This is a genomic window from Paenibacillus sp. FSL R5-0378 (assembly GCF_038009285.1).
GTDB lineage: Bacteria > Bacillota > Bacilli > Paenibacillales > Paenibacillaceae > Paenibacillus_AQ > Paenibacillus_AQ favisporus.
This window is the reverse complement of the sequence record NZ_JBBPAY010000001.1, coordinates 2,964,574-2,988,568: the sequence shown is the minus strand read 5'-3', so window position 1 is coordinate 2,988,568 and position 23,995 is coordinate 2,964,574. Positions and strand designations below refer to the sequence as shown.

General features: G+C 56.5%; 22 protein-coding genes. 3 read left to right on the top strand and 19 right to left on the bottom strand.

Annotation, left to right across the window (positions count from 1 at the left end):
* Positions 1-4: 4 nt before the first annotated feature.
* The 5 genes from MKY74_RS13970 to MKY74_RS13950 all read right to left on the bottom strand — a co-directional run bounded on the left by MKY74_RS13970 (position 5) and on the right by MKY74_RS13950 (position 6,860).
* Positions 5-835 (bottom strand): carbohydrate ABC transporter permease, encoded by an 831-nt coding sequence (locus MKY74_RS13970; protein WP_076169585.1) that lies wholly within the window; start codon positions 833-835, stop codon positions 5-7.
* A gap of 2 nt (positions 836-837) precedes the next feature.
* Positions 838-1,773 (bottom strand): carbohydrate ABC transporter permease, encoded by a 936-nt coding sequence (locus tag MKY74_RS13965; RefSeq protein WP_076168716.1) that lies wholly within the window; start codon positions 1,771-1,773, stop codon positions 838-840.
* Positions 1,774-1,803: 30 nt separating this feature from the next.
* Positions 1,804-3,141, bottom strand: a complete 1,338-nt coding sequence (locus MKY74_RS13960) for an ABC transporter substrate-binding protein (RefSeq protein WP_076168718.1) — start codon at positions 3,139-3,141, stop codon at positions 1,804-1,806.
* Between the two features lie 370 nt (positions 3,142-3,511).
* Positions 3,512-5,104, bottom strand: coding sequence for a response regulator (locus MKY74_RS13955; protein ID WP_167372849.1), 1,593 nt, complete (start codon positions 5,102-5,104; stop codon positions 3,512-3,514).
* Positions 5,076-6,860 (bottom strand): cache domain-containing sensor histidine kinase, encoded by a 1,785-nt coding sequence (locus tag MKY74_RS13950; protein WP_076168723.1) that lies wholly within the window; start codon positions 6,858-6,860, stop codon positions 5,076-5,078. Before MKY74_RS13950 ends, MKY74_RS13955 begins: the two co-directional genes overlap by 29 nt.
* A 204-nt stretch (positions 6,861-7,064) precedes the next feature.
* On the opposite strand from MKY74_RS13950, the gene MKY74_RS13945 reads away from it, so the two are divergent.
* The 3 genes from MKY74_RS13945 to MKY74_RS13935 all read left to right on the top strand — a co-directional run bounded on the left by MKY74_RS13945 (position 7,065) and on the right by MKY74_RS13935 (position 9,862).
* Positions 7,065-8,246: a DUF4272 domain-containing protein gene (locus MKY74_RS13945; RefSeq protein WP_076168725.1), complete on the top strand. Its 1,182-nt coding sequence runs from the start codon at positions 7,065-7,067 to the stop codon at positions 8,244-8,246.
* A gap of 323 nt (positions 8,247-8,569) precedes the next feature.
* Positions 8,570-9,184: a DUF1963 domain-containing protein gene (locus tag MKY74_RS13940; RefSeq protein ID WP_244169207.1), complete on the top strand. Its 615-nt coding sequence runs from the start codon at positions 8,570-8,572 to the stop codon at positions 9,182-9,184.
* Positions 9,185-9,208: 24 nt separating this feature from the next.
* Entirely contained in the window at positions 9,209-9,862 is a 654-nt protein-coding gene (locus MKY74_RS13935; RefSeq protein ID WP_076168730.1) for a hypothetical protein, read from the top strand.
* A 48-nt stretch (positions 9,863-9,910) separates the two neighbouring features.
* On the opposite strand, the gene MKY74_RS13930 is transcribed toward MKY74_RS13935, so the two are convergent.
* The 14 genes from MKY74_RS13930 to MKY74_RS13865 all read right to left on the bottom strand — a co-directional run bounded on the left by MKY74_RS13930 (position 9,911) and on the right by MKY74_RS13865 (position 23,988).
* The gene (locus tag MKY74_RS13930; protein ID WP_244169208.1) at positions 9,911-10,609 is read right to left on the bottom strand and encodes a VIT1/CCC1 transporter family protein; all 699 of its coding nucleotides are present in this window, start codon (positions 10,607-10,609) and stop codon (positions 9,911-9,913) included.
* A gap of 253 nt (positions 10,610-10,862) precedes the next feature.
* On the bottom strand, positions 10,863-12,116 hold the full coding sequence (locus tag MKY74_RS13925) for a C40 family peptidase (protein WP_076168735.1): 1,254 nt from the start codon (positions 12,114-12,116) through the stop codon (positions 10,863-10,865).
* Entirely contained in the window at positions 12,116-13,216 is a 1,101-nt protein-coding gene (locus tag MKY74_RS13920) for a mandelate racemase/muconate lactonizing enzyme family protein (RefSeq protein ID WP_076168738.1), read from the bottom strand. The genes MKY74_RS13925 and MKY74_RS13920 overlap by 1 nt, the downstream gene beginning before the upstream one ends.
* Positions 13,217-13,232: 16 nt before the next feature.
* Entirely contained in the window at positions 13,233-14,198 is a 966-nt protein-coding gene (locus MKY74_RS13915) for a S66 peptidase family protein (protein WP_076168740.1), read from the bottom strand.
* Between the two features lie 17 nt (positions 14,199-14,215).
* Positions 14,216-15,796, bottom strand: a complete 1,581-nt coding sequence (locus MKY74_RS13910) for a peptide ABC transporter substrate-binding protein (protein WP_432206603.1) — start codon at positions 15,794-15,796, stop codon at positions 14,216-14,218.
* A gap of 237 nt (positions 15,797-16,033) precedes the next feature.
* Positions 16,034-17,074, bottom strand: a complete 1,041-nt coding sequence (locus tag MKY74_RS13905; RefSeq protein WP_076168743.1) for an ABC transporter ATP-binding protein — start codon at positions 17,072-17,074, stop codon at positions 16,034-16,036.
* Between the two features lie 6 nt (positions 17,075-17,080).
* Complete coding sequence (locus MKY74_RS13900) at positions 17,081-17,998, bottom strand: ABC transporter permease (protein WP_076168746.1); 918 nt, start codon at positions 17,996-17,998, stop codon at positions 17,081-17,083.
* A 3-nt stretch (positions 17,999-18,001) separates the two neighbouring features.
* Entirely contained in the window at positions 18,002-18,934 is a 933-nt protein-coding gene (locus MKY74_RS13895) for an ABC transporter permease (protein ID WP_076168749.1), read from the bottom strand.
* Between the two features lie 100 nt (positions 18,935-19,034).
* Positions 19,035-19,859, bottom strand: coding sequence for a M55 family metallopeptidase (locus MKY74_RS13890; RefSeq protein ID WP_076168752.1), 825 nt, complete (start codon positions 19,857-19,859; stop codon positions 19,035-19,037).
* A gap of 196 nt (positions 19,860-20,055) precedes the next feature.
* Entirely contained in the window at positions 20,056-20,394 is a 339-nt protein-coding gene (locus MKY74_RS13885; RefSeq protein ID WP_076169587.1) for a DUF3870 domain-containing protein, read from the bottom strand.
* 193 nt (positions 20,395-20,587) lie between these two features.
* Positions 20,588-21,121: a DUF6220 domain-containing protein gene (locus tag MKY74_RS13880; protein ID WP_076168755.1), complete on the bottom strand. Its 534-nt coding sequence runs from the start codon at positions 21,119-21,121 to the stop codon at positions 20,588-20,590.
* Positions 21,122-21,137: 16 nt separating this feature from the next.
* On the bottom strand, positions 21,138-21,662 hold the full coding sequence (locus MKY74_RS13875) for a hypothetical protein (RefSeq protein WP_076168758.1): 525 nt from the start codon (positions 21,660-21,662) through the stop codon (positions 21,138-21,140).
* Positions 21,663-21,835: 173 nt separating this feature from the next.
* Complete coding sequence (locus MKY74_RS13870; RefSeq protein ID WP_076168760.1) at positions 21,836-22,528, bottom strand: response regulator transcription factor; 693 nt, start codon at positions 22,526-22,528, stop codon at positions 21,836-21,838.
* Complete coding sequence (locus MKY74_RS13865) at positions 22,525-23,988, bottom strand: sensor histidine kinase (RefSeq protein WP_076168763.1); 1,464 nt, start codon at positions 23,986-23,988, stop codon at positions 22,525-22,527. Before MKY74_RS13865 ends, MKY74_RS13870 begins: the two co-directional genes overlap by 4 nt.
* Positions 23,989-23,995 lie beyond the last annotated feature (7 nt).

Here is a 23,995-nt window from a genome sequence, read left to right as displayed (position 1 = left end):
TGACTCACCCCTTGATTGCGCCGGACGCGAGGCCCTTCACAAAGTACTTTTGCAGGAAAATAAACACGATCAGCACCGGCACGATCGACATCGTCGTCCCGGCAAAAATCATATCCCAGCGCGACGAAAACTCGCCGACGTAATAAAAAATTTCCACGATCATCGTTTTGGGCTGCCCGGAAGGCAGCACCAGCATCGGCATCAGGAAGTCGTTCCAGATCCCCAGCCCCTGCAGCACGACCATGCTTGCAGTACACGGGCCGAGCAGCGGGAAAACGATGCGCCAGAAGATGCCGTACCGCGAACACCCGTCGATAGCGGCCGACTCCTCAATTTCGCGCGGAACCCCTTTGAGGAAGCTGGTGTACAGCAGACAGCCGAAGCCCACCGAGCCGGACACATAAATGGCGATCGGCCCGATCAGGTTGCCGTACATGCCGAGCATTTTCAGTTCCTTAAAGAGCGGAATCATGTACGCCTGGAACGGAATCATCATCCCGGCCAGGTAGAAGACGAACACGAAACCCGTCCAGCGCTTGTTATGGCGCTCGATCGCATAGCCCGCCATCGGGATGATCAGCACCATGAACAGGATCGAGAGCACGGTCAGCAGAACGCTGTTGATCATCGCTTTCGGGTAGTCCGTTTCAGTCAGCAGGTACTTAAAGCTCTCCAAATAGAGCGACTTGGGAAAGGCGATGGCGTCCCGCATAATTTCCGGATTGCTCTTGAAGGCGGACATGAGGTTAAAGAAAATCGGAAAGAAAAAGATGACGGCCAGAATCAAGGTCACGATAAACATCAGCACGTCGTTCCATTTGCGCCGCTGTTCCATCATTACAGCTGCACCTCCCTTTTCCGCAAAAACTTCACTTGGATGACCGTAATAACCAGGATCAGCAGGAACAGCACCATCGCCATCGCGGTTCCGAATCCCTGCCGCATTTCGCCGAAACCGACTTTATAAATGATGTAGGTCAGCGTTTCGGTAGCAAATCCGGGCCCGCCGTCGGTCATCACCGCGATTTGGTCGAAAATTTTCAGCGAGCTGATCATGGACAATACCGAGCATACGGTCATCGATCCGGCGAGCAGCGGAAACGTCACGTGCCGGAACTGCTGCCACCGGTTCGCCCCGTCTATGGAGGCGGCCTCCGTCAGATCGGCGGAAATGCTCTGCAGGCCGGCGAGGTAAATGATCATATAATAGCCTGCCGATTTCCAGACTGTGGACAAAATGATCGATACCATTGCGTATTTCGGACTTCCCAGCCAATCGACCATAAGCGAGGACAGTCCAATTTTATCCAATATTTGATTGAAGACGCCGAAATTGTAATTCAGTATGATCGTCCAGATAAACCCCATGACCACCCCGCTCATCAGGACGGGAAAATAAAAGATGCTGCGGAACAGATTGCGGAACCAGCGCACCTGATCCACCAGCACCGCCAGCAGCAGGGCGGCCACGTTCTCGAGGACGACGAGCGACACCGTCAGAATCAGCGTGTTCTTCAGCGCATTGTGCACCCGATCGCTGTGCCAGATCTCCACGAAGTTGGCCAATCCGATGTAGTGAACGTCACTGCTTACGCCATCCCAGGAGGTAAAGCTGAGATAGACGCTGCTTGCCGTCGGCACGATCACGAAGAGCGTATACAAGATGAGCGACGGCAGAATAAACAGCAGGGCGTAGAGCTGCACCTTTCGCTTTTTCTTCGGAATTGGCATGGTCTGAATCTGGTTATGGCTGTCGGGATAAGGCATTGCCATGCTGTGATCCTCCTTTGCTTGAGATGCGCCTTACTGCTTGTTGGCCGCGACTTCCGTATCGTACTCGGCGTCCGCCTTCTTCATATATTCCGCAACGTCGCCGTTCTTCAGAACCATTTCCTGCATCAGCTTGTAATACCAGTTGCGGAATTGCGGCGGGATCTGATTCTCTCCCCACCAATTGTTGATCGCCAGCGATTTGGTCACCGATTCGTCTTTCATCAGGTCAAGAACGGTTTGCATCTGCTCGGTCGCCTGGTATTCCACAGGTTCCTTAGTGGATGGAATGCCGTTGACCGTGGACAGATACTTCGCATACTGCTCTTTGGAGAAGAAAAACCGGATAAACGATTTCATGGCGTCCACTTTCGCCTGATCTTTGGCCGCATCAGCAGATAAGGTCCAGCCGGCCGGGGACGGCAGACCGATAACATTTCGTTTGCCTTCACGGTCCGGCAGTGCATAGAAGCCGAATTCAAAGTTCGGGTCCGCCTGCTGGATTTGTGTGAACATCCATGGACCCGAGAACAGCTGCGCGGCTTTGCCGGCCACCAAGATGGACGCCGTCTGGTTGTCGGCCGTGCTCAGCCAGCCCTTGTCCACATATTTGGAGAACAGCTCCTTATAATTGGTCATCGCCTGAACCACGTTGGCGTCGGTAAAGCTCACCTGTTTGGCCGTGCGCTTGGAGTTCCAGTCCGGGTCTTTGGCATACACATCATCGATCAGAAACTTGTTCAGCCAGAAGCCCATATGGAAAATATCCTTGCCGCCGACGACGATCGGGGTAATGCCGCTCGCCTTCAGCTTCTCCTGGTCGGCCAAAAACTCGTCGTACGTCTTCGGCTCTTCGGTAATGCCGGCCTTCTCGTACGCCTGCTTGCTGTAAATAATGCCCTGAGGGGCGTTCAGCGTCAGCGGAGCGTTATACACCTTGCCGCCGACTTCCGGCAGCGTGCTGAACAGATCGTGCAGGTCGGACGGGAGCTCCACGATTTTGCCGGCCTTCAGAAAGACCTCGGTATCGCGCATTTCCACCAGATCGGGAAATTCGCCGACCGCGTCCTTCGTCTTCAGCCAGTCGAGATAAGAGGAAGTCGTCCCTTCGCTGACGTCCTTGATTTCGACGTTCGGATTGGCTTCAGTAAACGCCTTAATTGCGTCAGATATCGCTTGCTTGGATGCCGGGTCGCCGGTGGCATAGCCGATCGTAAACGAGGTTTTCGCCGCCTGGCCTTCTCCGTCCGAAGCGCCTTCTCCGCTTGTTCCGGATGCGCCTGATTCCGTGCCGCCATTGCCGCATGCGGACAGAACGAGCACGAGCGCCAGCAGCAGGCTGAGCATGTGAAATTTGGATTTGTGAGCCATCTGATGTGTTGCCTCCCTTTTTGTGAATGGTACGGTTCGAATCGTGCGGATCGGCGGGTTCCATGCCGCCCGGATGACTGCGCCGCGCGCGTCCGGCCCGATCCTTGGTCTTAGGTTATCAAAATGCGGTAACCGCTAGAATGAACTTTTTCGAGTTCGAGGTGAGGCATTTTCGAGTACTTCCTGAAGAAACATCCCCAAACTGGAGCCTATACTTCGGTGCACATTCCAAATACTTTGGCGGGGACACCCCAAAAATTATAAATTCTATAATGCAGAAAAAAAACGCCTGACGGCGTTTTAAACCGGCGGGCCGGAGGGTGGTCTGCATCTTATGGCAGGGTAGATGGATGACTTGGGCAGCTTTCGGTCAAGCTTTTCTTTTCTTGTCCTGACGGTAATCGTTCGGGAGGCTTCCGTACGTTTTGCGGAAAATGTCGCTGAAATGGCGGGCGTTGTTATATCCCACCGCCTCGGCAATTTCATACACCATCAGATCGGTATGCAGGAGCAGCCGCACCGCGTGTTTCATCCGGATGCCGGTCACGTACTGCTTGAAATTGATGCCGGTCTGCTTTTTGAAAAAAAAGCTGAAATAGCTTGGATTCATGAACGTAATGCCGGCGGCCGACTCCAGCGTGATTTCCTCCGGATAGTGCTCCTCAATATACTGCTTCACCTTGGCCAGCAGCGCTTTGTCCTTATTGCCGGATTCCGCCCCGGCCATCCGGAACAACCTCTCGACCGTATCCGTTATGTCGCGCCGCAGTTCGGCGAACGAGCCGCACTGCTCCAGCTTCCGCTGAACATCATGCGCATCCAGGCTGGCTTCAGGCAGAGACAGGCCTGTTTTCCCCAGTTCCTGCGCCAGCAAAAGGACGGACGAAAACGCCGTCGACACCGCCAGCGACCGGCTCCCGTAGGCGCTGACGCTGATGTAGGAGAGCAAGCGGTCCAACCCTTCTGCAACCGCTTCCCAATTGTCGTCCGTAAAGCCGTTCACCACCGCCAGCTGACGCCGGTACAGCTCATCCTGCTTCGGCTTGTTGTCCATAGCCCGGTAGGTATAAATCCGGTTCGGTCCGTCAAAATACTTCAGGCCAAGTGCCTGCTCCGCCTGCCGGCAAGCCTCCGGAAGGCTCCCTAAATCGGCCGCCGCCGGACTGGTCCCGATCGTCACGCTCAGCTTCAGATAGGTGCGGATGCTGCGCTGCACGTCCTGTGCCAGTTCTAACGCTCCCTCGGGACCCTCATGGCAGGCGACGTAACAAAACCGGCCGGACCGGACAAACCCATGGCCGGATCCCGACCGGCGGACGACTTCCTGCAAAATGTTGCCGACGGCAAACTCCACTAGTTTCGTCTCCCTGTCATTCCACTTATCGCTGTCGCCGGGAAGCTGCTCGGCCAAGACCACCCCGGTGCTGTACAACGGGCCCGGCAGCTCGCCCGCAAGATGTCGGTAAGGCGCGGAACCGGGCTGGAGCGTTCCCTCCATCAGCTGCGCCAGCCACGACTCCAGCTCGCCCTGACGGATTTTGTGCTCAAGCTGCTGCAGCTTTCCTTTGCGGATAGCTTCCTCCTGATGCTCGTTGATGAGGGATGCCGCCTTGCAGAGCACCGATTCGAGCTGCTGCTTGATGATCGGCTTCACCAAGTAATCCAGCGCCCCGTAAGCCACCGCATCCCGCGCGTAGGTAAACTCCTGGAAAGCGCTGATAAAGATCACCTTGATCGGCAGCCCTTCTTCATGGATGCGGCGGATCATGTCGATTCCGGTAAAGTGCGGCATGCTGATATCGCTGATGATCACGTCGGGCCGCAGGGCTTCCATGAGCTCCATTAACTCCCGGCCGTCGCAGGCATTTCCGATAATGTCAAAGCCAAGCGCATTCCAGTCAATCAATTTCCGCAATCCCTTGAGAATCATCGGCTCATCGTCCGCGAGCAGAACCCGAATCATCGTCATGCACCTCCTTGATAGGCAGTTCGATCGTTACGGATGTGCCGATATGGGGCCGGCTGGTCACCGACAGCCCGAATTCCGGACCGCACAGCGACCGGATCCGCTCCTGGACGTTTTTCATCCCCACGTGGCCGGATGGTGCGCCCTCCTCGGCAAGCCTGGCCGTGATCCGCTCGACCTCCTCTTTTTCCATTCCGACCCCGTCATCAACAATGACGATGGCCAAGCGGTCCTCCTGTTTGCGGATGGAAATACCGACCGTTCCTTTGCCCTGCGGTCGCAGGCCGTGCTGCACGGCATTTTCCACGAGCGGCTGCAGGGAGAGCTTCGGCACGCACCACGACAGGCGCAAATCGTCCGCAATGTGTGTCCGCAGCTCGTAACGGTTCTCAAACCGGACTTCGATAATGTAAAAATAGTCCCGGAGATGATCGAGCTCCTGCTGCAGCGGTACCCATTCCTCACCGTAATCGATGACGTACTTAAGCTGGTTGGACAGCGACAGAATCATGTCGCCAACCTCCGGCACGTCGCTGTGCACGGCATTCATCCGGATCACCTCCAGCGTGTTATATAAATAGTGCGGGCGGATCTGGCTTTTGAGCGCATTCAGTTCGGTCTGCTTCTGCTTGATCTCGGCGACATAGGCTTCGTCGATAAAAGCCTGCAGCCGTTCGACCATCCGGTTAAAGCCATGGCCCAAACGGCCGATTTCATCCTGACTCCGGACTTCAACATGCGTGTCCAGATTTCCCGATTCCACGGTGACCATCTTCTGAATCACCTGGCGGATCGGCGCCGCCAGCCGCCGTGAGAACCAGACGCCCATCACGATCAAAACAACCGCGCAAATCACGATCGCGATATACACGGCCGTGCGGGTCGTCGCGAGCTGACGGTACAGCTCCTCTTTGGACAGGCGGGTCACGATGCGGCCCTGCAGAGCGGTAATCGGTTCACTTAGAGCCAGCATCTGACCGTCGGATGGATCGGATACCGTGACGGTCTTCCCGGTGTTGTTCCGATGACCGAAATAGACGCGCCCCTGTCCGTCCAGCACATACAGCTCGTCCTTCCCGTTTAATTTCATTTCGGAAAAAAATTGGTTAAACATGTCCGTACTTACGTCAAAAAACAGCGTTCCGACCACATGCGGCTCCTTCTCAAGCGGCAGCGAGATATCGATCAGGTTTCGCCCGATCGTGACGACTTGTTTGTCCGAACGGGCCAAATAGGTCTCGTCATGCGCAGCGAAATAGGCGATGTTCCGCGGACGCTCCTTCATAACGCTGAGCCAGTCTTGTAATGGCAGCGCTTCCGGAATCAGCACCGAATTGGTCCGCAGCTGGTAATACAGCTTCATGTCCGAGGACCTGACAAAATACACGTTGCGGATAAAGGGATCGCTGTACAAAATCGTTTTGAGAAAGCTTTCGATCGGGACCGAATTGATCTGCTCCAGTTCGTTGACCTTGCGGGTCTGGTTCTCGTCCGATCCTTCGACGTAACCGTCATACCGGCCGGTGTACATCAGCTTGGAAATGTCGTCGTATTTGGTCAGCGCCGAGTTGACGTTGTAGCTCATGTACAGCACCATCTGCCGAAGGTTGTTGGTTGTATAGCGCTCCACATGCGACGTGAACGACTGCACGGCATAGTAGCTGAGCAGGGATAACGGGACAAGTCCCACTAGGATAAAGGAAGCCGAAAATTTAAAGAAAAGGCTTTGCGTTAGCTGTTTCCATCTGAGCATGAATGTCAGGTCCCTCCTCTTTCCCCTATATTAGCACAGACCGCAGGCACCTCAGGTGTACATTTTTCAAGCCAAAGGTGGGAGGTTTTCGAGGACATTGCTGCTGACGAGATCCGGTCTGGAAGTCGTGCACGAATTCGGTATAAAATGGTTGATGTGTGCTTTTTGCACACAGTTACTGGTACATGTGGGAGGAGAATCGTTGTGAAGAATTGTGCGCTGTACAGCTCAACCTTCGATCTGGATCAGATCGTGGACCTGATGAAGGCGATCGACCCGAATGGAAAAATGAGCGTCAATGAGAGCAAAACCCGGATTGAAATCGTCAGCAAGGGCTGGCTTCGCCGAAAGGCTACCGCTTTTAACATCATGACCAGCAAAACGCACCCGGATGAGTTTGCAAGCATGCGAAGCGGCATGGAGCAATTTTTTGCCCAGATCCCTGCGGAGAACGAACCGCTGCAGCAAAAGCTGCTGATCAAGATCAGCACGCTCAATATGGTCATCGGCGTCGAAACGGAGGACGACATTTCGGAGTCCTTGTTCACCCGGCTGCTGTCAATGATCAGGACGCTGGACGGGCTGATGTTCTGGGGCGGCGGGCAGCTGCTGAATCCGGAAGGACGGCTGCTGCTGGGTACGGACGGCCGCTCGGAAGTGGACGATTACACCGTCACCGCCCATACGAGCTTCCTCCATGGCGAGGAGCCGGAGACAGCTTCCGGTACGGAGCGCAAAGCGCGGTCCGAAGCGGTTCTGTCGGCGCAAGGCTTCCAGAAGATGCCTCCGATGCCCGGACGGCTCGGCGATGAAGCCGCGGGACGAATCCGGACGATCGCGGAAACCGCACAGCGCGCCGTCGCCCTCTGCATTACCGCCGTCAAGGGCGAATGCATCGGTGCGGGCGAAAGCCCCGAGGATACCCGGGAGCTGATCTCGAGAATTACGGCCCAGTACGGGGCGGACGGCTTCTTTTCCCCAGAGGAGAAGGCGTTTATCCAAAACGGTCAAGCGGATGAATCCGAAGCGGTCCCGTTCTCCTGGCGGTATGAAGGCTTTTGGGTGCTGCTGTGGGCCTTAGGCCATGTGGACGCCTTGGGGAGCCCGACAGATATTTGCGATGTCCCCGAAGCCGTCTCCAAGCTGCAGCAGTATGATTCGTTTGATGCCTTTTTAGCGGGCTCACGGCTGCGGAGCAGTAAGGAAATTCTCGACGCTGCCGATTTGATCTACCGCTACGACTGGCTCTGCGTCGACAGCCGGATTCAAGGACAGCCGGCTCCCGGCGGCCTCAACGCAGGCGTCGTGTATGAGCGTCACCGTGCCTTAAACTGGCTGACTGGATATATGGGCCAGGAATGGGACGATGTGCGGACGGATACGTAGGATGAAAGGAATATGGGTTACTACTTTCCGGAGGGTAAGCAGCGGGATCCGAACAACGGCATATTTGCCGAGGGTTAAGCAGAGGGACCGAACAATGACCTACCCGAGAAGGGTTCCGTAAAGAAGCGGCAAAGTTGCTTACGTGTACATACATGATGATATATGGAAGATCTTCGTTTTTTTAGATGGACGCAGGGGTGACCTGAGCATGGGCACTTATAGGAGGATGCAAGTATGAGTAAGAACGGATTGTAGAGCTTCAAAGCGCCTTGCAGCGCACGGCGACCCTTTTTCAAACAGGTGGAAGCAGGCCTAGCCTCTCGGTGGAGCAGTGCTGGATCGGACAAGTCAACCTGGCATTGCCCGATGAGGAACTGCCCGTCGATGTGGACGGAGAGGCGATGGCTCCCATCCTTCAGCTATATCTGCCCGCGCTGCCCTATGTTCCGGACGAACTGAAGGAAACCGAACTGCTGACCGTATGTTTGTCACCTAACGTCCTGGATCACGATGATATGAGCGGATATATGTGCATCCGAGAGTACAGCGATACCGGGAAATTGGTCTTGAAAGACTTCGGGCCTGCTTTTATGGCGATCAAACCTTTCCCGCTGTTCCCAGAGCTTTGTCAAGATGACTCCCCGCAATGGGACAGCGATGATATACCCGAAGCGTACAGACAAGAGATTCTGCGACTGGAAGAGCTGGAAGGGCTGAATTATTTCGAGGATATTGCCGGGAAAATATATCGTGTTCACAAGCTTGGCGGATATGCCGCCTTCACCCAGCCTGGCATTGACTTTGGAGATGGATACGCTTTTGTCCTCCAAATCGCCTCAGACGCCAAAGCCGGGCTCAACATCGTGGATGACGGCAATTTTTATTTTGCCAAGCATAAAAAGGACGGCACCTGGCGCGGCTACTTCGATTTTTATTAAAGGATCTATAGGGAGTGAAACTTGATGGATGTGCTGGACCAAGCCATGGCATCTTTTCTAAAATGGCAGGATCAATATAACGAGGCATACGGACTTTTCAAAGAGCAGGACATCCGCCCGTTGGCGGAGTTCTGTGACCCCGGCGTGGATGATCGGATTCCGCTTTCGCCGGAACTGCAGCATTTTTACACCAGATATGAAATAAGAAGTGGTTCTGATCATATAACATCGCTCGGAATGAAAAGCGCCGCCGTGGAAATCGGAGATGCGGCCGTTCTTTTCTTTCCGAAGCCGGAGCATTTGTTTCGCCAGCAGTTGGGATACCGTTGGCTGGGAACGGGGGAGCCGTACCAAGCATCCCCTTCGTGGCCTCCGGAGCATGTGGTCATTGCCAATTACAACGATGACCCGCTGATCGTCGACACCGCCTCGCCGGCATCCCCGGTGTATGGGCGGATCGATGGATCCGGAGCATTTCCCCTTGCAGACTCGCTGGCCGACTTTTTTTCGGCCCTGGCGCTCTTGATCGAAGCCGCTGTCACAATGGAGGGGAATGTAACCAACGAAGAAACGTTTGAAATCGAGGCTGCTTTTGTGGAGGAAGTCAGGCCGAAGCTGATGCAGCTGCTGGACGAGGAGAAGGCGGAGAATATAATGAAGTATTTGTCGTTTTACTAGAGAACATCCCGGATTCATCCGCTGAACACAGTCATTGAGAGTTAACCCTCAAGATATGAGTCTTGCAATAAAAAATGCGATTCCGGCGGCCGCTCCGCCTACAATGGTTGTTTGCCAGGCACTGCGGAACGGACGGGTACCGGTGAACCTTCCTTTAACGTAGCCAAATACGAATAAGGCAATCAGCGTGACGATCACCGAAACGGATAAAGCTGTGCCCGACTGCCTGATCAGCATGTAAGGGGACAGCGGAATGACACCCCCTATAATGTAGGACAGTCCGATCGTGAGCGAGCTGTTGCGCGCCCTCTTAGGCTCGGGTTCTTCGAGCCCGAGCTCATATTTCATCATAAATTGAACCCATCGGTCCGAGTCCCGGCAGATGGCATCCACCGCCGATTCCACAATTTCTTCGGGAAAATGCCACTCTCTCAGGATATCGGCCACTTCCTCCCTTTCCTGATCCGGTATTTCCCTGATTTCCTCGTGCTCCCGCACGAGTTCGGATGCATAATGCTCCCGGTCCGTCCGGGCGGCAAGATATCCGCCGAGCCCCATTGCGATAGCACCCGCAGCGATTTCAGCCATCCCCGCCACAACGACCAGGCTCGTATTCGGTACGGTCCCGGACAAGCCGGCGGCAAGGGCAAACGGAACCGTTAAACCGTCCGACATTCCGATCACAATATCCCTGATCAAATCCGATGCGTTAAAATGCTTTTCCTCATGCCTTTCCACAGTCATCATTCCCCCACCCTGCGAGCAGCTTCTGCCTTGATTCCCTTAATATGGGTGGTTTCCGTTAAAATATACCTGAATGTGCCTGCACGGGCTGTGCTCCATTCGGGGGATGTCCGCAAAAACTCCCGGCGTCATAGAACCGACCGGGAGTTTGTTGTCGCTCGAAGTGTTCATTGTGATTCTCTGGTTATTGTAATCTGGGAGCAGCTTACAGAACGCTTCGAGTTGAAATGCGATGCCCGGGCAAAGCCTTGCCTCGTTACGTCCAATAACGTCGGGAGACGCAGTGCTCGTCAGCAAGCTTATACCCTTTCAGCGGAATCAGCTCCACCGAGCTGGCCGAATCCGGCGAATGGATCATGTGCCCGTCCCCGGCGTAGATGCCGACATGATGGACGCGTCCCTTGCCCTGCTCATAGGCAAAGAACAGCAGATCCCCCGGCTGCAGCTCCTCCGGCGGGATGCTGGCTCCGTGCAGCGCCTGGACAGAGGCGTCCCTTGGGATGACGATGCCGCAGGCGAGATGCATGGAGTGGGCAAACCCTGAGCAGTCGTAGCCCCAGGCCGACATGCCTCCCCACAAGTAAGGCAGTCCCAGAAAGCGCTTGGCCTGCGCCACGATGGCCTTGCCCCTATTCTGTTCATCCGCACGAGAGCCCGGGTATTCCCCTGGCTCAGCCACCACCTGTACGTCTGCCCGTCTGATCCGGGCAAGACCGTGCGGGGTCTGCACGACGACAAAAGCATCCCCACGATAATCTGCACCTGCCCCAACGCCATCTCTCGGAACACTCCCTGCTTGGGGAAAAGCTCCAGCAGCGGGTCCCGCTACCGTTTCGGCTTGTAAACCCTTTACGGCTTGAACTCCATCGCCGGGTTCTACCTCAGGCACCGTCCCCCGCTCCTCCTCGGTCGCCAGCGGCAGCCTTGTCAGGAAGCTGATACGCAGCTTCGCCGATGAGGACAACAGCTCCAAGTCCGTCGTAGGTGCCGTAACGATCGCAGAAGCTGGAGCAGCAGCGGCGCCGGGAACGTTTCCGCCGCTGTCCAGCAGCCGATGCGCTTTCTCCTCACTCAATGGCAGCAGCTGCTCCGTCGGAATCCAGCCGGGATATCCGTTCTCATCCTTGGGCGAGATCTGGCCCGGGATGGCGACCCGGCTCCATCCGTCCTGCTCCTCATAGACGAGGACGGCCGTGCCGTACAGCGCCTGGGTCTGCACGCGGTTGGCCGCGCACAGGTCGAGCTTATCCGATACCGTCATGGCGGCGAGCCATGGTTCGATGCCGCTCCCCCGCGCATTCGCCGGATCGGTTTCCATCTCCAACGGGTTCCCCGAATCAGATGGATCCGTGGCCTCCCGTTTGCCACTCCCAGGTTCGCTAGGGGCGAACCCGGCCAGAGCCGGCGCGTCCAGCGCCCGCGGAGAGGACGGACTGGTCCAGACGGTGGCTACCGGAACGCTGACCACCCGCCATGCCGGGGATACGGCCTGATCGTCTCGATCCGCCATCACCATACCCCCACTTCGTCCGTCGTGCGCACGTCGGTAATGCCCAGACCCGGCGCATCCGAGAAGGTCATTACCCGGCCGTCGTACATGACGCCGCCGACGACATCATCCTGGTGCAGCATCAGCGGCGCGTCGAAGTCGTAGCGGGTGACGTTCTTTTTGCTCGCGGCGAAATGGGCGGCGGCGGTCACCGCCAATCGGGATTCGATCATGCTGCCCACCATGCACTCGACGCCGTATTCTTCAGCCAGCTGGTTGATCAGCTGCGCCTTGTAAATGCCGCCCGCCTTCATCAGCTTGATGTTGATCAGGTCGGCAGCGTGCCGCTGCAGCACCTCCAGCGCCTGCACCGGAGAAAAGACGCTTTCGTCGGCCATAATCAGGGTGTCCACCGCGGCGGTCACCTGCTGCAGCCCGTAAATATCCCCGGCCCGGACCGGCTGCTCCACCAGTTCGATGTTCAGCCCCATGTCCTCCATCTTCCGGATGGAACGGATCGCCTCCTTGGCCTGCCAACCCTGGTTGGCGTCCAGGCGGATCTTGACGTCGCTACCGATGCGCTGCCGGATTTCCCGGATGCGGCGGATGTCATGCTCGATGTCATCCTTGCCGACCTTGATCTTCAGTACGGTAAATCCAGCCTGAACGTATTGGGCCGCATCTTCTCCCATTTCCTCGGGCGAGTTGACGCTGACCGTAAAGTCCGTTTCGATCCGGTCGCGGTACCCGCCGAGAAATTGGTACAGCGGCATACGCCCGTGCTGGGCCACCAAATCATAAACGGCCATGTCGATGGCCGCTTTGGCACTGGTACAGCCGACCATAGCCTGGTGGAGCGACTGCAGGATCTGCTCGTAGGCGAGCAGGCTTTGGCCGATCAGCAGCGGCTTGAATGTATGCTCAATGGCGGACTGGATCGCCTCAAGGCTGTCGCCTGTGATAACGACGGTGGCCGGCGCCTCGCCCCAGCCCACTTTTCCGTCGTCGGCCGTCATTTTCACCACAATCGATTCGGCTTGATGAACCGTGCGCAGCGCCGTCTTGAACGGTTTGGTCAGCGGCGTGTACTTGCGCAGCACTTCGATATCATGTATTCGCATTTGCCGGTTGCCTCCTCTATATAATGGCTGACTCCAGCGCTTCCACCTTTTTGTCAGCCGTGCTCAGCTCGGCTTCCATCCCGTGCGGAACCGCGACGTTGGGTGAGCCGTGCCCGATCCCGAAGCCCATCAGGGAAGGTCTGCCCGCTTCGGTCACATAATGCCGGACGACCTCCTCTAAGGTAAAGGAGATCGAGCGCTTGACCGGCTCGCAATCGCGGAAGTCGCCCACCAGGATACCGGCCGCCTGCTCCAGCTTGCCCGCCATCCGCAGCTGGTTCAGCATACGGTCGATCCGGTACGGCTCCTCCCCGATATCCTCGATAAACAGGAGGCAGCCCCGGGTATCGATCTCAAACGGCGTACCGAGCGTACTCGTCAGCAAAGTCAGGTTGCCTCCGACGAGCGGGCCCTTAGCTTTGCCCTCCACCAAGGTATGCAGCGGGGTGATGTCCTCGGTGTAGCGGAACGGCTCGGGCCGGACCAGCTGGGCGAAGCTCTGCCGGGTCAACGGGTGCACATCCTTGTCTCCCAGGCAAATCATCATCGGCCCATGCACCGTGATCAATCCGGTCATCTTCCAGATGGCGGCATGCAGGAAGGTGATATCGCTGTACCCCCACAAAATTTTGGGATGCCGGCGGATCTGATCGTAATCGAGCTTCTCCGCAATCCTGGCGGTGCCATAGCCTCCACGGGCGCAAACGATGGCCTGAATGCCGGGATCCGCAAACATGGCGTTCAGCTCCGCGGCCCGCTCGGCGTCGGTTCCGGCGAGGTAGCCGTGGCCGCGGTTCAGCGAATCGCCAAACCGGACCTTCAGGCCAAGCTCTTCGAACACTTCGGCCGAACGGCGGATCGCCTCCGCGTCCCCGCGGCTCGCCGGGGCGGTGATACCCACCGTGTCCCCCGGCACCAACCGGGCCGGCCGGATCGGCCTTTTCCCGGCACCGGCCTGCACCTTCGAATCGGCAGCATGCATGAACGGTCTCAGCCTTCTCATTTCAAATCAGCCCACTTAAAGTCCATGTAGCCGTACGGATGGCGCACCACGTCGACGAGCTTGTCGCTTTGCAGATAAGCCGAATCATAGAAATACATCGGCATGATCGGCGCCTCGTCCATCAGGATTTTTTCGGCCTGGTGCATCAGGTCATAGCGCTTCGCCTCGTCCGTCTCTTGGTAAGCGGCCTGGATCAGCTTGTCGTATTCGGCATTGCTCCAGCCCGTACGGTTGTTCGGACTTTTGCTTTCGAAAATATCCAGGAAGTTGATCGGATCGGCGAAATCCGGCAGCCAGGACGACCGGGAAAACTGCAGCTGAAGCTGCTTCTGTTCCGCGGTGAGGACTTTGCCTTCTTTGCCCGCGAGCTTGACGTCGACACCCAGGTTTTCCTTGAACATGGCCTGCAGCGTTTCGGCGATTTTCTGATGTAAATCGTTTGTATTGTAAGTCAGCGTCACTTCGGGAAGCGTGCTGTATCCCGCTTCCTTCATGCCTTCCGCAAGCAGGCTCTTGGCCTGCGCTGCGTCAAATGTAATCAGGTCGCCGCCCACCTCGCGGAAATCACGTCCGTCCGGCTCCTTGAGTCCGTAGGATACGAAACCCCCGGCCGGTTTTTGCTTCTGCTTGACCACCAGGTCCACGATTTTCTGACGGTCCACCGCGAGCGCAAAGGCTTTGCGGATTTTGGCGTTGTCAAACGGCTTCATGGTCGTATTGAAGCGGTAAAAATACGTACCTGCCGAATCCTGAACGTTCACCTTGCCTTCCGAGAACAGCTGGTCGCTCATATCGGCGGGAACGCCGGCAATGTGCAGCTCGCCGCTTTGGTACAGCTGGTATTCCGTGTTGGAATCGTTGATCATTTTGAACGTGACGCCGTCCAGCTTCACGTTCGCCGCATCCCAATATTTATCGTTTTTCACCATTTTCAGCTCGGAATCGTGATTCCACTGGGAGATGCGGAACGGGCCGTTGCTGACGAACGTATCGGCCTCCGCCGTCCAGTTCGGATTGGACTCCACAGTCTTTTGCGGCACCGGGAAGAAGGCCGGATTCGCCAGCATGCTCAGCAGCCAGGGGGCCGGCTGGGCCAGCGTCACTTCCAGCGTCTTGTCGTCAGCGGCTTTGACCTGCACGTCGTCCGCCGTCCCTTTGCCGGAGTTAAAAGCCTCCGCTCCTTTAAACACATAGGCCAGCGTCGCGGCAGAAGACGCCGTTTTCGGATCGAGCATTCTTTTCCAGGCAAACTCGAAGTCACTCGCCTTTACCGGCTCGCCATTGCTCCACTGTACGCCGTCGCGCAGCGTGAACGTGTATTGGAGTCCGTCTTCGGATACCTTCCACTCGGACGCCATAGCCGGCTCCGGAGACTGGTCCTTGCCGAGACGCGTCATGCCCTCCATCGCATTGTTCAAAATGTCATAGGAAACCTGGTCGAAGCCGATCGGCGGATCGAGCGAAGTGGGCTCGCGAACGTTGTTGTACAGGAGGATTTTACTTCCGGTATCTCCTCCACCGCCGCTTGCTCCTTCGGTTCCGCCGCCGCATGCGGCCAGCAGCAGACTGAGCAGCATGCACGTCAGCAGCGCCAGTATTAACCTTCTTTTCACAGCCTTGTTCACGACAGCCTTTTCCATGAGACCCTCTCCCTTAATCCCGAATTGGTTGGTTGCTGCAAATACAAGCTATTCCATTATTCATGAGCTTGCGCTATTCAAGACGCTGATCTATGGTCAAGTCCTAAGGCTTGCAGAGCAAACCTGAAGCAGGATCCTGTTCCCGCAAAATGATAAAACTGTGCTCTTCATGCCTTATCCCTGGCTGGCCGATGCGGTTTCAACCTGCGCCGGCCCTTGCGGCGGCATCGTTCTGGCCCGGGCGTCCTGCAGCCAGCAAGCTACGGTGTGCTCTCCGTCCAGCTTCACGCTGTCCGGCGGGAACAGGCCGCATACCTCCATCGCGTGAGGACACCGGGCGGCAAACGCACATCCCTTCGGAGGTGCGAACAGGTCCGGCGGGGTGCCCGGGATCGCGTCGAGCTTCGCCCCTCTTGGCCGGTCCAGGCGCGGGATGGAATCGAGCAGCCCCCGCGTATACGGATGCTGCGGATTCCGGAACAGCTCCTTGACCGGTGCGGATTCCACAACCTGCCCCGCATACATGACATTGACGCGGTCGGCGATGCTGGCGACGACGCCGAGGTCGTGCGTAATCATGATCAGCGAAGCCTGGGTCGTGCGCTGCAGCATGCGGAACAGATCCAGGATTTGCGCCTGGATCGTGACGTCCAGCGCGGTGGTCGGTTCGTCCGCGATCAGGACGGCGGGACTGCAGATCGCCGCCATCGCGATCATGATCCGCTGCCTCATGCCCCCGCTGAACTGATGCAGGTGCTGCTTCAGCCGGAGCTCCGGGTCGCGGATGCCCACAAACTGCAGCATCTCGACCGCCCGCTTCCTCGCCTCCGTCCGGGACAGCCGCTGGTGGCGGATGACGCCCTCCATCAGCTGCTCCCCGATCGTCATGGTCGGATTCAGCGCGGTCATCGCGTCCTGAAAGATGATCGCGATGTCCGAGCCGCGCACGTCACGCATCTGCTTTTCGCTCAAACGCGTCAGCTCGCGTCCGTTAAAACGGATGCTGCCCTCCGTAATTTTCGAGTTGTTCTTGGGCAGGAGCCGCATGATGCTGCGGGCGGTGACGCTTTTGCCGCAGCCGGATTCGCCGACGATCGCCAGCGTCTCTCCCCGGTGCAGGCGGAGGCTGACGCCCCTGACGGCCTTCACCTCCCCGCCGTAGGTGGAGAACGAAACATGCAAATTGTCCACTTCGAGCAGCGCGTCGTTGTTCATCTTCCGTTACCTCCTTTGCTTCGGATTAAAGGCGTTCAAGAGTCCATCTCCCAACAGGTTGAAGGCGAGCATCGTCACCGAAATGAAAAAGGCCGGGAAGAACAGCCTCCACCAGTTGCCGGACAGAATGGTCGGCAGGGCATCGTTGGCCATCGTTCCCCAGCTCGCCAGCGGCGGCTGGATGCCGAGACCGAGGAAGCTGAGGAAGGCTTCGGCGAAAATGGCCGAAGGCACGGAAAACGTCACCTGCACGATGATGACCCCGACGGCGTTGGGAAGCATATGCCTGCGGATGATGTACCACGACCCGGCCCCCAAGGTCCGGGCGGCCAGAACGTACTCCGACGACTTCAGTTGAAGCACCTGCCCGCGGACAATCCTCGCCATCCCGATCCACCCCGTCGCCGTCAATGCCAATATAATGGTCAGCAGCCCGGGGCCCATTACGACCATGAGCAGAATGACTACAAGCAGATAAGGAATGCCGTACAGCATATCGACGAAACGCATCATCGCGTTATCGACGCGCCCGCCGAAATATCCGGCGATGCCGCCGTAAATGATACCAATGAAAAAATCGATCAAGGCGGCGGCCAAACCGACCGTAAGCGAGATGCGCGAACCGTACAAAATCCTGGCGAAGACATCCCGCCCAAGGTCATCCGTTCCGAACCAGTGCGCGCCGGACGGAGGTTGGTTCGCGCTGAGCAGATTCTGGCCGGAGTAGCTCTGATCCGTCAGCAGCGGGCCGAACACGGCCAGCAGTGCCAGCAGCACGATCAGGGCGAGTCCGCAGCAGGCCAGCTTGTTGCGGAGCAAACTGCGTACGGCCTGCTGCCATAACGACTGGCGCGGCCTGACGATCCGCTCCTGTTCTCCGGCCGTTCTGTACATTGGGGTAAACAAATGGTCCGGTACCTGCATGCGTCAGGCCCCCTTTCTATGCAGCTTGATACGGGGATCGATGAACCCGTACACGATATCCACAATAAACATCATGAAGATGAGGAGTGCGCTGTAAAAGACCGTCGTGCCCATGATGACGGCGTAATCCCGATTGTTGATGCCGTCCACGAAGTATTTCCCCATGCCGGGGATCGCGAAGATTTTCTCGATGACGAAGCTCCCCGTCAGCACGTTGGCCAGCAGCGCGCCGAGCAGCGTCACCACGGGCAGCACCGCATTGCGCAGCGCATGCTTGACGATCATCCTCGCCGGTGACAGCCCTTTGGAGCGAGCCGTCTCCATATAGTCCTGGGTGAGCACCTCAATCAGGTTGGCCCGGGTGAGACGCGCGATCGTGGCGATGGGTCCAACCGAGAGAGCGAAGGCCGGAAGCACGACATGCTTCCACGTTCCCCACGAAGCGACCGGCAGCAGCCCCCATTTGACGGCGACATATTTGATCAGGAGCGGTGCAATCACGAAGCTCGGCACCGCAATACCGATGACAGCCAGCACCATGGCGATATAGTCGATGATGCCGTTCTGCTTCAGAGCAGCCACCGTCCCCAGTGCAATCCCGGCTGCAATCGCCAGCAGAATGGCCGCCGCGCCGAGCTGGAAGGATACCGGGAAGCCGCGGTCGATCATCGTGTTCACCGTTGTCGGGTAATGGGATATCGATGGCCCGAGATCGAAGGTCAGCAGCGATTTGAGATACAGCAAATACTGGACGCCCAGCGGCTTGTCCAGATGGTAGAACGACATCATGTTCTGCACGACCGCTGCGCTTGCTTCCTTCCCGTCGCGGTCAAACGGAGAGCCGGGAATCGAGTGCATCAGGAAAAAGGTGACCGTGACGATCAGCCACAGCGTGACCAGCATGGATAAGAAACGCTTCAAAATGTATTGCGCCATGAATCTCACCCTCTCTTTACTCGGCATATGGTGCATTCTTTCAGGTCCATCTACCTCGGATAAACCTGACAGCGTATTTTCGGAAAACAGGCGGCCTTCATCAGCAGAAGGATGTTCGCATAGCCAGTTCAGTCATGACCAGCATAGCCTGGTACGCTTCAAGAATATCTTTGGCCTGGAACGAGACGACTGGCGATCCCTGTTCGATCGTGGTGCCTGGCATCAGATGGGCCCATTCCGCCTGCCCGTAATTCGCGAATTCGATCGTCAGCTGCGGGCGTTCCGGCGGAACGAGCGGCTTGACGCGGTCGCGGCCGGCAATGGCTTCGGCCATCTTCTGGCGGAGCAACCGTCCGCTCTTCTCCGGTGACAGACACAGCGCCGATGTGCGGGAAATACGCTCCTTGACGATCGCCGTCGTCACGCCGGGCAGCAGACTTTCGGCCTCGATAGCGGTCTCGTCGTCACCGGCCACCATCAGTACCGGCACGCCGTAATGTCCCGCCACGTACGCGTTAAATCCCAATTCGCCTACGGAGACGTCGTTGATATACATGTTCCGCACGCCGAAAATCATCGTATGGCTGAGGACGCCCTTTCGGGCAGCCATCGAGTGATAGCCGAGAAAGACGGCTCCCGCATAACTTCCGTCAAGCCCCTGCATCATCGAAAATGGTTTGACGTCGCCGGAAATCAGTTTGCTGTCCGGGTGGAGATTTTCGATGATCAGATTGTTCATTTTCGAGTGGCTGTCGTTGACGATCACCTCGCTGAACCCTTCTTCAAAAGCGGTTTCGATGACGTGATTCGCCTCTGCCGTCATGATATGCTGGCCCCGGGTGTAGTTGTAGCGGCTGGAATCGACGAATGTCGCGTCCACCAGACCGGTAATGCCCTCCATATCAATGGATATGTACAATTTCATCTTCAAGTCCCTCCGATTGTCGTATTTGGGTATAAAAAAACCCGGCAAACGTCATATGCCTGCGCTGCCCGGGCGTGCATATGTCATTTGCTGGGTTTTATTTACGCGTATGTCGCCATACTGATAAACAAAGCAGCGGTATGCAATTAGTGAAACACGGAAAACACGGCTTCAAATCGTTCCGAATCGCTGCTGCTCATGAATCCGGCGAAGTTTCCCTCGACGAAAGCGCCGATTTGTACTTCTTCTGCGCATCCTTGAACGCCACGATGATCGCCTTCTGCGAAGAGCCGTAATACCTCGTCCGGATCTCTTCCGCCACCGGCTCCAGGGAGAGCATGCTCTTCCCCAGAAAAATAGAGCGTACAAACTGCGACGTGAGTGGAATCGTGGAGGAACAGGCGGCATCCACGATTTTGTGGCTGACGGTGTCCACGACCAGTCCGATAAAAAAGGCGCTGTACTGCTGGGTTATCGGATTATTCACCGAGGTTTGTGCATCGCCGACGATGTAGATCGTGTCCTTATCGTACAATTGACGCATCCCCTGTCTCCTCGCTTCTCCTGCTGAACCCATAGGGATGTTCGATGGGCGGCATCGGACGACCTATAAGCCGCAAGGACAAGCTGATTTGTTATTTATTCTAACAAGGGATTCGCGATTTTGTAAATACAAAGTTCATGCAAGCGCTTAATATTTTTCGACACGTCAGAAAACATCACATATACTAACCTTTCATATCTCCGGATCCTGACGCACTGGCCTTCCCGGCACGGTTCGAACCCAGCAGCCAAGGCCAGGAACGTCTAGCCAAATGCACCGACAACCCGAACAGCAGCAGCGCATCCACCGCATGAAGTGCACGCAGCGAACCTGTCACATTTTGAATGGTGATGTGCTGCAGCGCAGTCAAGGCGAACAGCGCGAGCGGCCACCATCTTAGACCACCCCGGATATCCCCCAAGAAGGACAGGACAAACATTACAATAGGAACGAACTCAAAAACGTTCGCAAAGACACGATGCAGCTGCAAATCGCCGGGATCCACCAAAATGCCGAGGCCGGCGATAAACACCTGCACAACAACACAGGCGAGGTAACCCGCTGCCAACAATCCGTAGATCCACCTTACGGTGCGGATCCGGACCGGCATCGTTGCAGCTCCTGCATCACCGGAGTTAAACTGCCGCCCAGGCTCCGATTTCGTACCGAATCCTCCTTTTGCTTCATTTTCCCCCTGCTTTTCGTTCCTGCCACCCATTCCTTACCGCTCCCTTTCATCTTTTAACATGGAGTCTTGCTTTGTCTCGCCGTGCTCCCCACGGTTTGAATACCGAAATGATAAATAACCCTGCCAGCGAAACGATCTGCAGAATGATCCCGGTCCACAGCTGTACGTTGTTCACCGTAAATTCCGGGCTGAGGATACCCTTCATTCCCGGCTCGGAGACGTATTGGACCGCTTGCAGCGTCCAGAAATACATGCCGACAGGCCCGAGAATGACCAGAAGCAGCGTCAGGATTTCCTTGACGATGATCCAGTAATATTTGAACAATCCCCATGGCGTCCAGACCGACAGCATGATGCCGGTTATGAGCGTTGCGATTGTGGACACGCGCACCGTCTTTTCGGACAGCATATGCATGATGCTGTAGCATGCGCGAAATATGCTCTCATCCTCTGTGACGGCTGCCGTAATGCTCAAGAACAAGAAAATAACAGCCGTTCCCAGCATGACGGCCGAAAACAGCAAGTGCAGGGTCAGCAGCCATTTCCGCTGCTTCACCGTCATTTTTTTCATCCGATTCACCTCCTTCTTCAGCATAGATCCCGATTCTAAACCGGCTCTAAACCGAATCTAAAAAAAGTATAAAAACACGCTCGGGCCTCAAAGCTCCGAAAACGCAAAAAGACCTTTACCGACAGTAAAGGCCTTCCCAAAAACGTTTATTAGGATCAAATGCGTATCTTCATCTATACATTAAAGCGGTAACCCACACCCCAAATCGTCTCGATATATTGCGGCTTGGAGGGGTTCGACTCGATTTTCTCCCTTAATTTGCTAATATACACTGTGACGGTGGCGTTATCCCCCAAAGCATCCAGTCCCCAAATTCGTTCGAACAGGTCGTCCTTGCTGAACACCCGGTTCGGGTGCGTGCACAGGAACAGCAGCAGATCATACTCTTTGGAGGTCAGCAGCACCTCCTGTTCGTTCACGAATACCTTGCGGGACAGCTGGTCAATCCGGATTCCCCGCAGCCGCAGCTCGCTCTTCGGCTCTCGCCGATGCTCCGACGTCAGCCGGTCATAGCGGGACAGATGCGCTTTGACGCGTGCCACAAGCTCGCCGACGCTGAAGGGCTTCGTAATATAATCGTCAGCACCGAGGCCGAGTCCCCGGATTTTATCGATGTCCTCCTTGCGGGCAGTCACCATCAGGATCGGAATGTTCCTCGCCTCGCGGACCTGGCGGCAGATTTCGAATCCGTCCACCTTCGGCAGCATCAAATCGAGGATGATCAAATCGTACTCCTCTTCCAGCGCCTTCTTCAGGCCGGCATCCCCGCTTGCCGCGACGTCGACGGCATATCCGCCCGCCTCCAAATAATCCTTTTCCACTTCCGCAATGACCAGTTCATCCTCAATAATCAAAATGCGCTTCACGCCCGCTCACCGCCATCTCCTGTCATCTTTGGCAACGCAAAATAAATGCTCGTTCCTTCACCGGTACGGCTCTCCGCCCAGACTCTGCCTCCCATGCCCTCGATCATTTGCTTAACGATTGCAAGCCCGAGGCCGCTCCCGCCGGTATCCGTATTTCGTGACGGCTCGGCGCGGTAGAACCGGTCAAAAATATGCGGCAGTGCCGCTTCTTCAATCCCGGAGCCGTTATCCTTGATCCGGATCACAGCCTCATCCGGCCCGTCGCTCAGGTATACGGACAGTTCCTTGTCCGCCTTATCCAAATACTTCAGGCTGTTGTCGATAATATTCAGGATCACTCTCCGCAGCTTCTCCCGGTCCGCCATCACCTGGACGCGCTCCCTATCAGGCAGTTCACACGCGATCTTCACGCCGGACATCCGGGGATCGAGCTGCAGCTCCTGAACACAGTCCGCTACATATCCCTTCAGATCGGTCGGCTCCATATGAAAAGGCAGCTTCTTCAAATCCAGCTTCGAGAACAGCAGCAGTTCTTCAATCAGCCGGTCCATATCCTCCGTCTTTTTCGCGATCATCCCCATATACTTATCCCGCATCGCCTCGGTATCGGCAATCCCGTCCTGAAGGCCCTCCACGCAAGCCTTGATGCCGGTAATCGGCGTCTTGAGATCATGGGAAATGCTCGCGATCAGCTCCTTGCGGTTATCCTCGTACTGCAGCTGAAGGCGGATCGATTCGCTCAGGCGGCTCCGCATTTCTTCAAATGCCTCCCCCAGCTCCCCGATCTCATCCTTGCGCTTCAGCGCGATTTCGTGGCTCAGATCCCCGTCCTTGATCTGCTCTGCGGCATGCTTTAATGCATACAGCGGCTTGATCAGGCTCCGGGAAACCAGAAAGGTCAGAATTCCGTTGGTTAACCCGATGACCAGAAGCAGGGATAGTATCATCAGCGGGAATAACTTTTTGGCTTCCGCAAAAAATGTGCTCATATCCGTTAAGACGTAGACCGCCCCCGTATGCTGGCCGCTGAACGCGACATCGAATTTCTCCACGGAGAACCGGCCGCTTCCTTTCGCTCCCCAGCGGTGCCAGGACATCGCCGGCTGCCACTTCTGGATTTCCTTCTCCACATCGACGCCGCGGAGCAGATCCGAGGCATACGTGATCCGGCCGTCTTCCGTTACGACGATCCCCGCATCCAATCGGGTCAGCTGTTCGTCCGCTTTGGCTACGAAGGAGGGATCGGCGAACCGATCGGGTTCGGTCTGGATCATAAACTTGAGGCCGGCGGCCATTTCGCCGCGAAGGCTTGCCTTTTCCCAAATGGCAGGGGTGCCGCGGCCTTCCCCGATGTTTTTGAACAATACAGTATACAGCCCTCCGGCAATCACAGCGAACAGAACGACCGGGATGAAGGTCATCGCAATATAAGAAAGCAAAAGTCTTGTTTTGATGGACATGGGCCAA

What these genes read in the sequence shown, in the direction of transcription:
- MKY74_RS13905 (WP_076168743.1), bottom strand. Translation starts at nt 17,074, where the DNA reads ATGAACAACGACGCGCTGCTCGAAGTGGACAATTTGCATGTTTCGTTC.
- MKY74_RS13880 (WP_076168755.1), bottom strand. Translation starts at nt 21,121, where the DNA reads ATGGGTGGCAGGAACGAAAAGCAGGGGGAAAATGAAGCAAAAGGAGGA.
- MKY74_RS13935 (WP_076168730.1), top strand. Translation starts at nt 9,209, where the DNA reads ATGGATGTGCTGGACCAAGCCATGGCATCTTTTCTAAAATGGCAGGAT.
- MKY74_RS13925 (WP_076168735.1), bottom strand. Translation starts at nt 12,116, where the DNA reads ATGGCGGATCGAGACGATCAGGCCGTATCCCCGGCATGGCGGGTGGTC.
- MKY74_RS13955 (WP_167372849.1), bottom strand. Translation starts at nt 5,104, where the DNA reads ATGATTCGGGTTCTGCTCGCGGACGATGAGCCGATGATTCTCAAGGGA.
- MKY74_RS13970 (WP_076169585.1), bottom strand. Translation starts at nt 835, where the DNA reads ATGGAACAGCGGCGCAAATGGAACGACGTGCTGATGTTTATCGTGACC.
- MKY74_RS13895 (WP_076168749.1), bottom strand. Translation starts at nt 18,934, where the DNA reads ATGGCGCAATACATTTTGAAGCGTTTCTTATCCATGCTGGTCACGCTG.
- MKY74_RS13915 (WP_076168740.1), bottom strand. Translation starts at nt 14,198, where the DNA reads ATGCATGCTGCCGATTCGAAGGTGCAGGCCGGTGCCGGGAAAAGGCCG.
- MKY74_RS13865 (WP_076168763.1), bottom strand. Translation starts at nt 23,988, where the DNA reads ATGTCCATCAAAACAAGACTTTTGCTTTCTTATATTGCGATGACCTTC.
- MKY74_RS13890 (WP_076168752.1), bottom strand. Translation starts at nt 19,859, where the DNA reads ATGAAATTGTACATATCCATTGATATGGAGGGCATTACCGGTCTGGTG.
- MKY74_RS13965 (WP_076168716.1), bottom strand. Translation starts at nt 1,773, where the DNA reads ATGGCAATGCCTTATCCCGACAGCCATAACCAGATTCAGACCATGCCA.
- MKY74_RS13910 (WP_432206603.1), bottom strand. Translation starts at nt 15,796, where the DNA reads ATGCTGCTCAGTCTGCTGCTGGCCGCATGCGGCGGCGGAACCGAAGGA.
- MKY74_RS13930 (WP_244169208.1), bottom strand. Translation starts at nt 10,609, where the DNA reads ATGATGACTGTGGAAAGGCATGAGGAAAAGCATTTTAACGCATCGGAT.
- MKY74_RS13920 (WP_076168738.1), bottom strand. Translation starts at nt 13,216, where the DNA reads ATGCGAATACATGATATCGAAGTGCTGCGCAAGTACACGCCGCTGACC.
- MKY74_RS13900 (WP_076168746.1), bottom strand. Translation starts at nt 17,998, where the DNA reads ATGCAGGTACCGGACCATTTGTTTACCCCAATGTACAGAACGGCCGGA.
- MKY74_RS13960 (WP_076168718.1), bottom strand. Translation starts at nt 3,141, where the DNA reads ATGGCTCACAAATCCAAATTTCACATGCTCAGCCTGCTGCTGGCGCTC.
- MKY74_RS13875 (WP_076168758.1), bottom strand. Translation starts at nt 21,662, where the DNA reads ATGAAAAAAATGACGGTGAAGCAGCGGAAATGGCTGCTGACCCTGCAC.
- MKY74_RS13950 (WP_076168723.1), bottom strand. Translation starts at nt 6,860, where the DNA reads ATGCTCAGATGGAAACAGCTAACGCAAAGCCTTTTCTTTAAATTTTCG.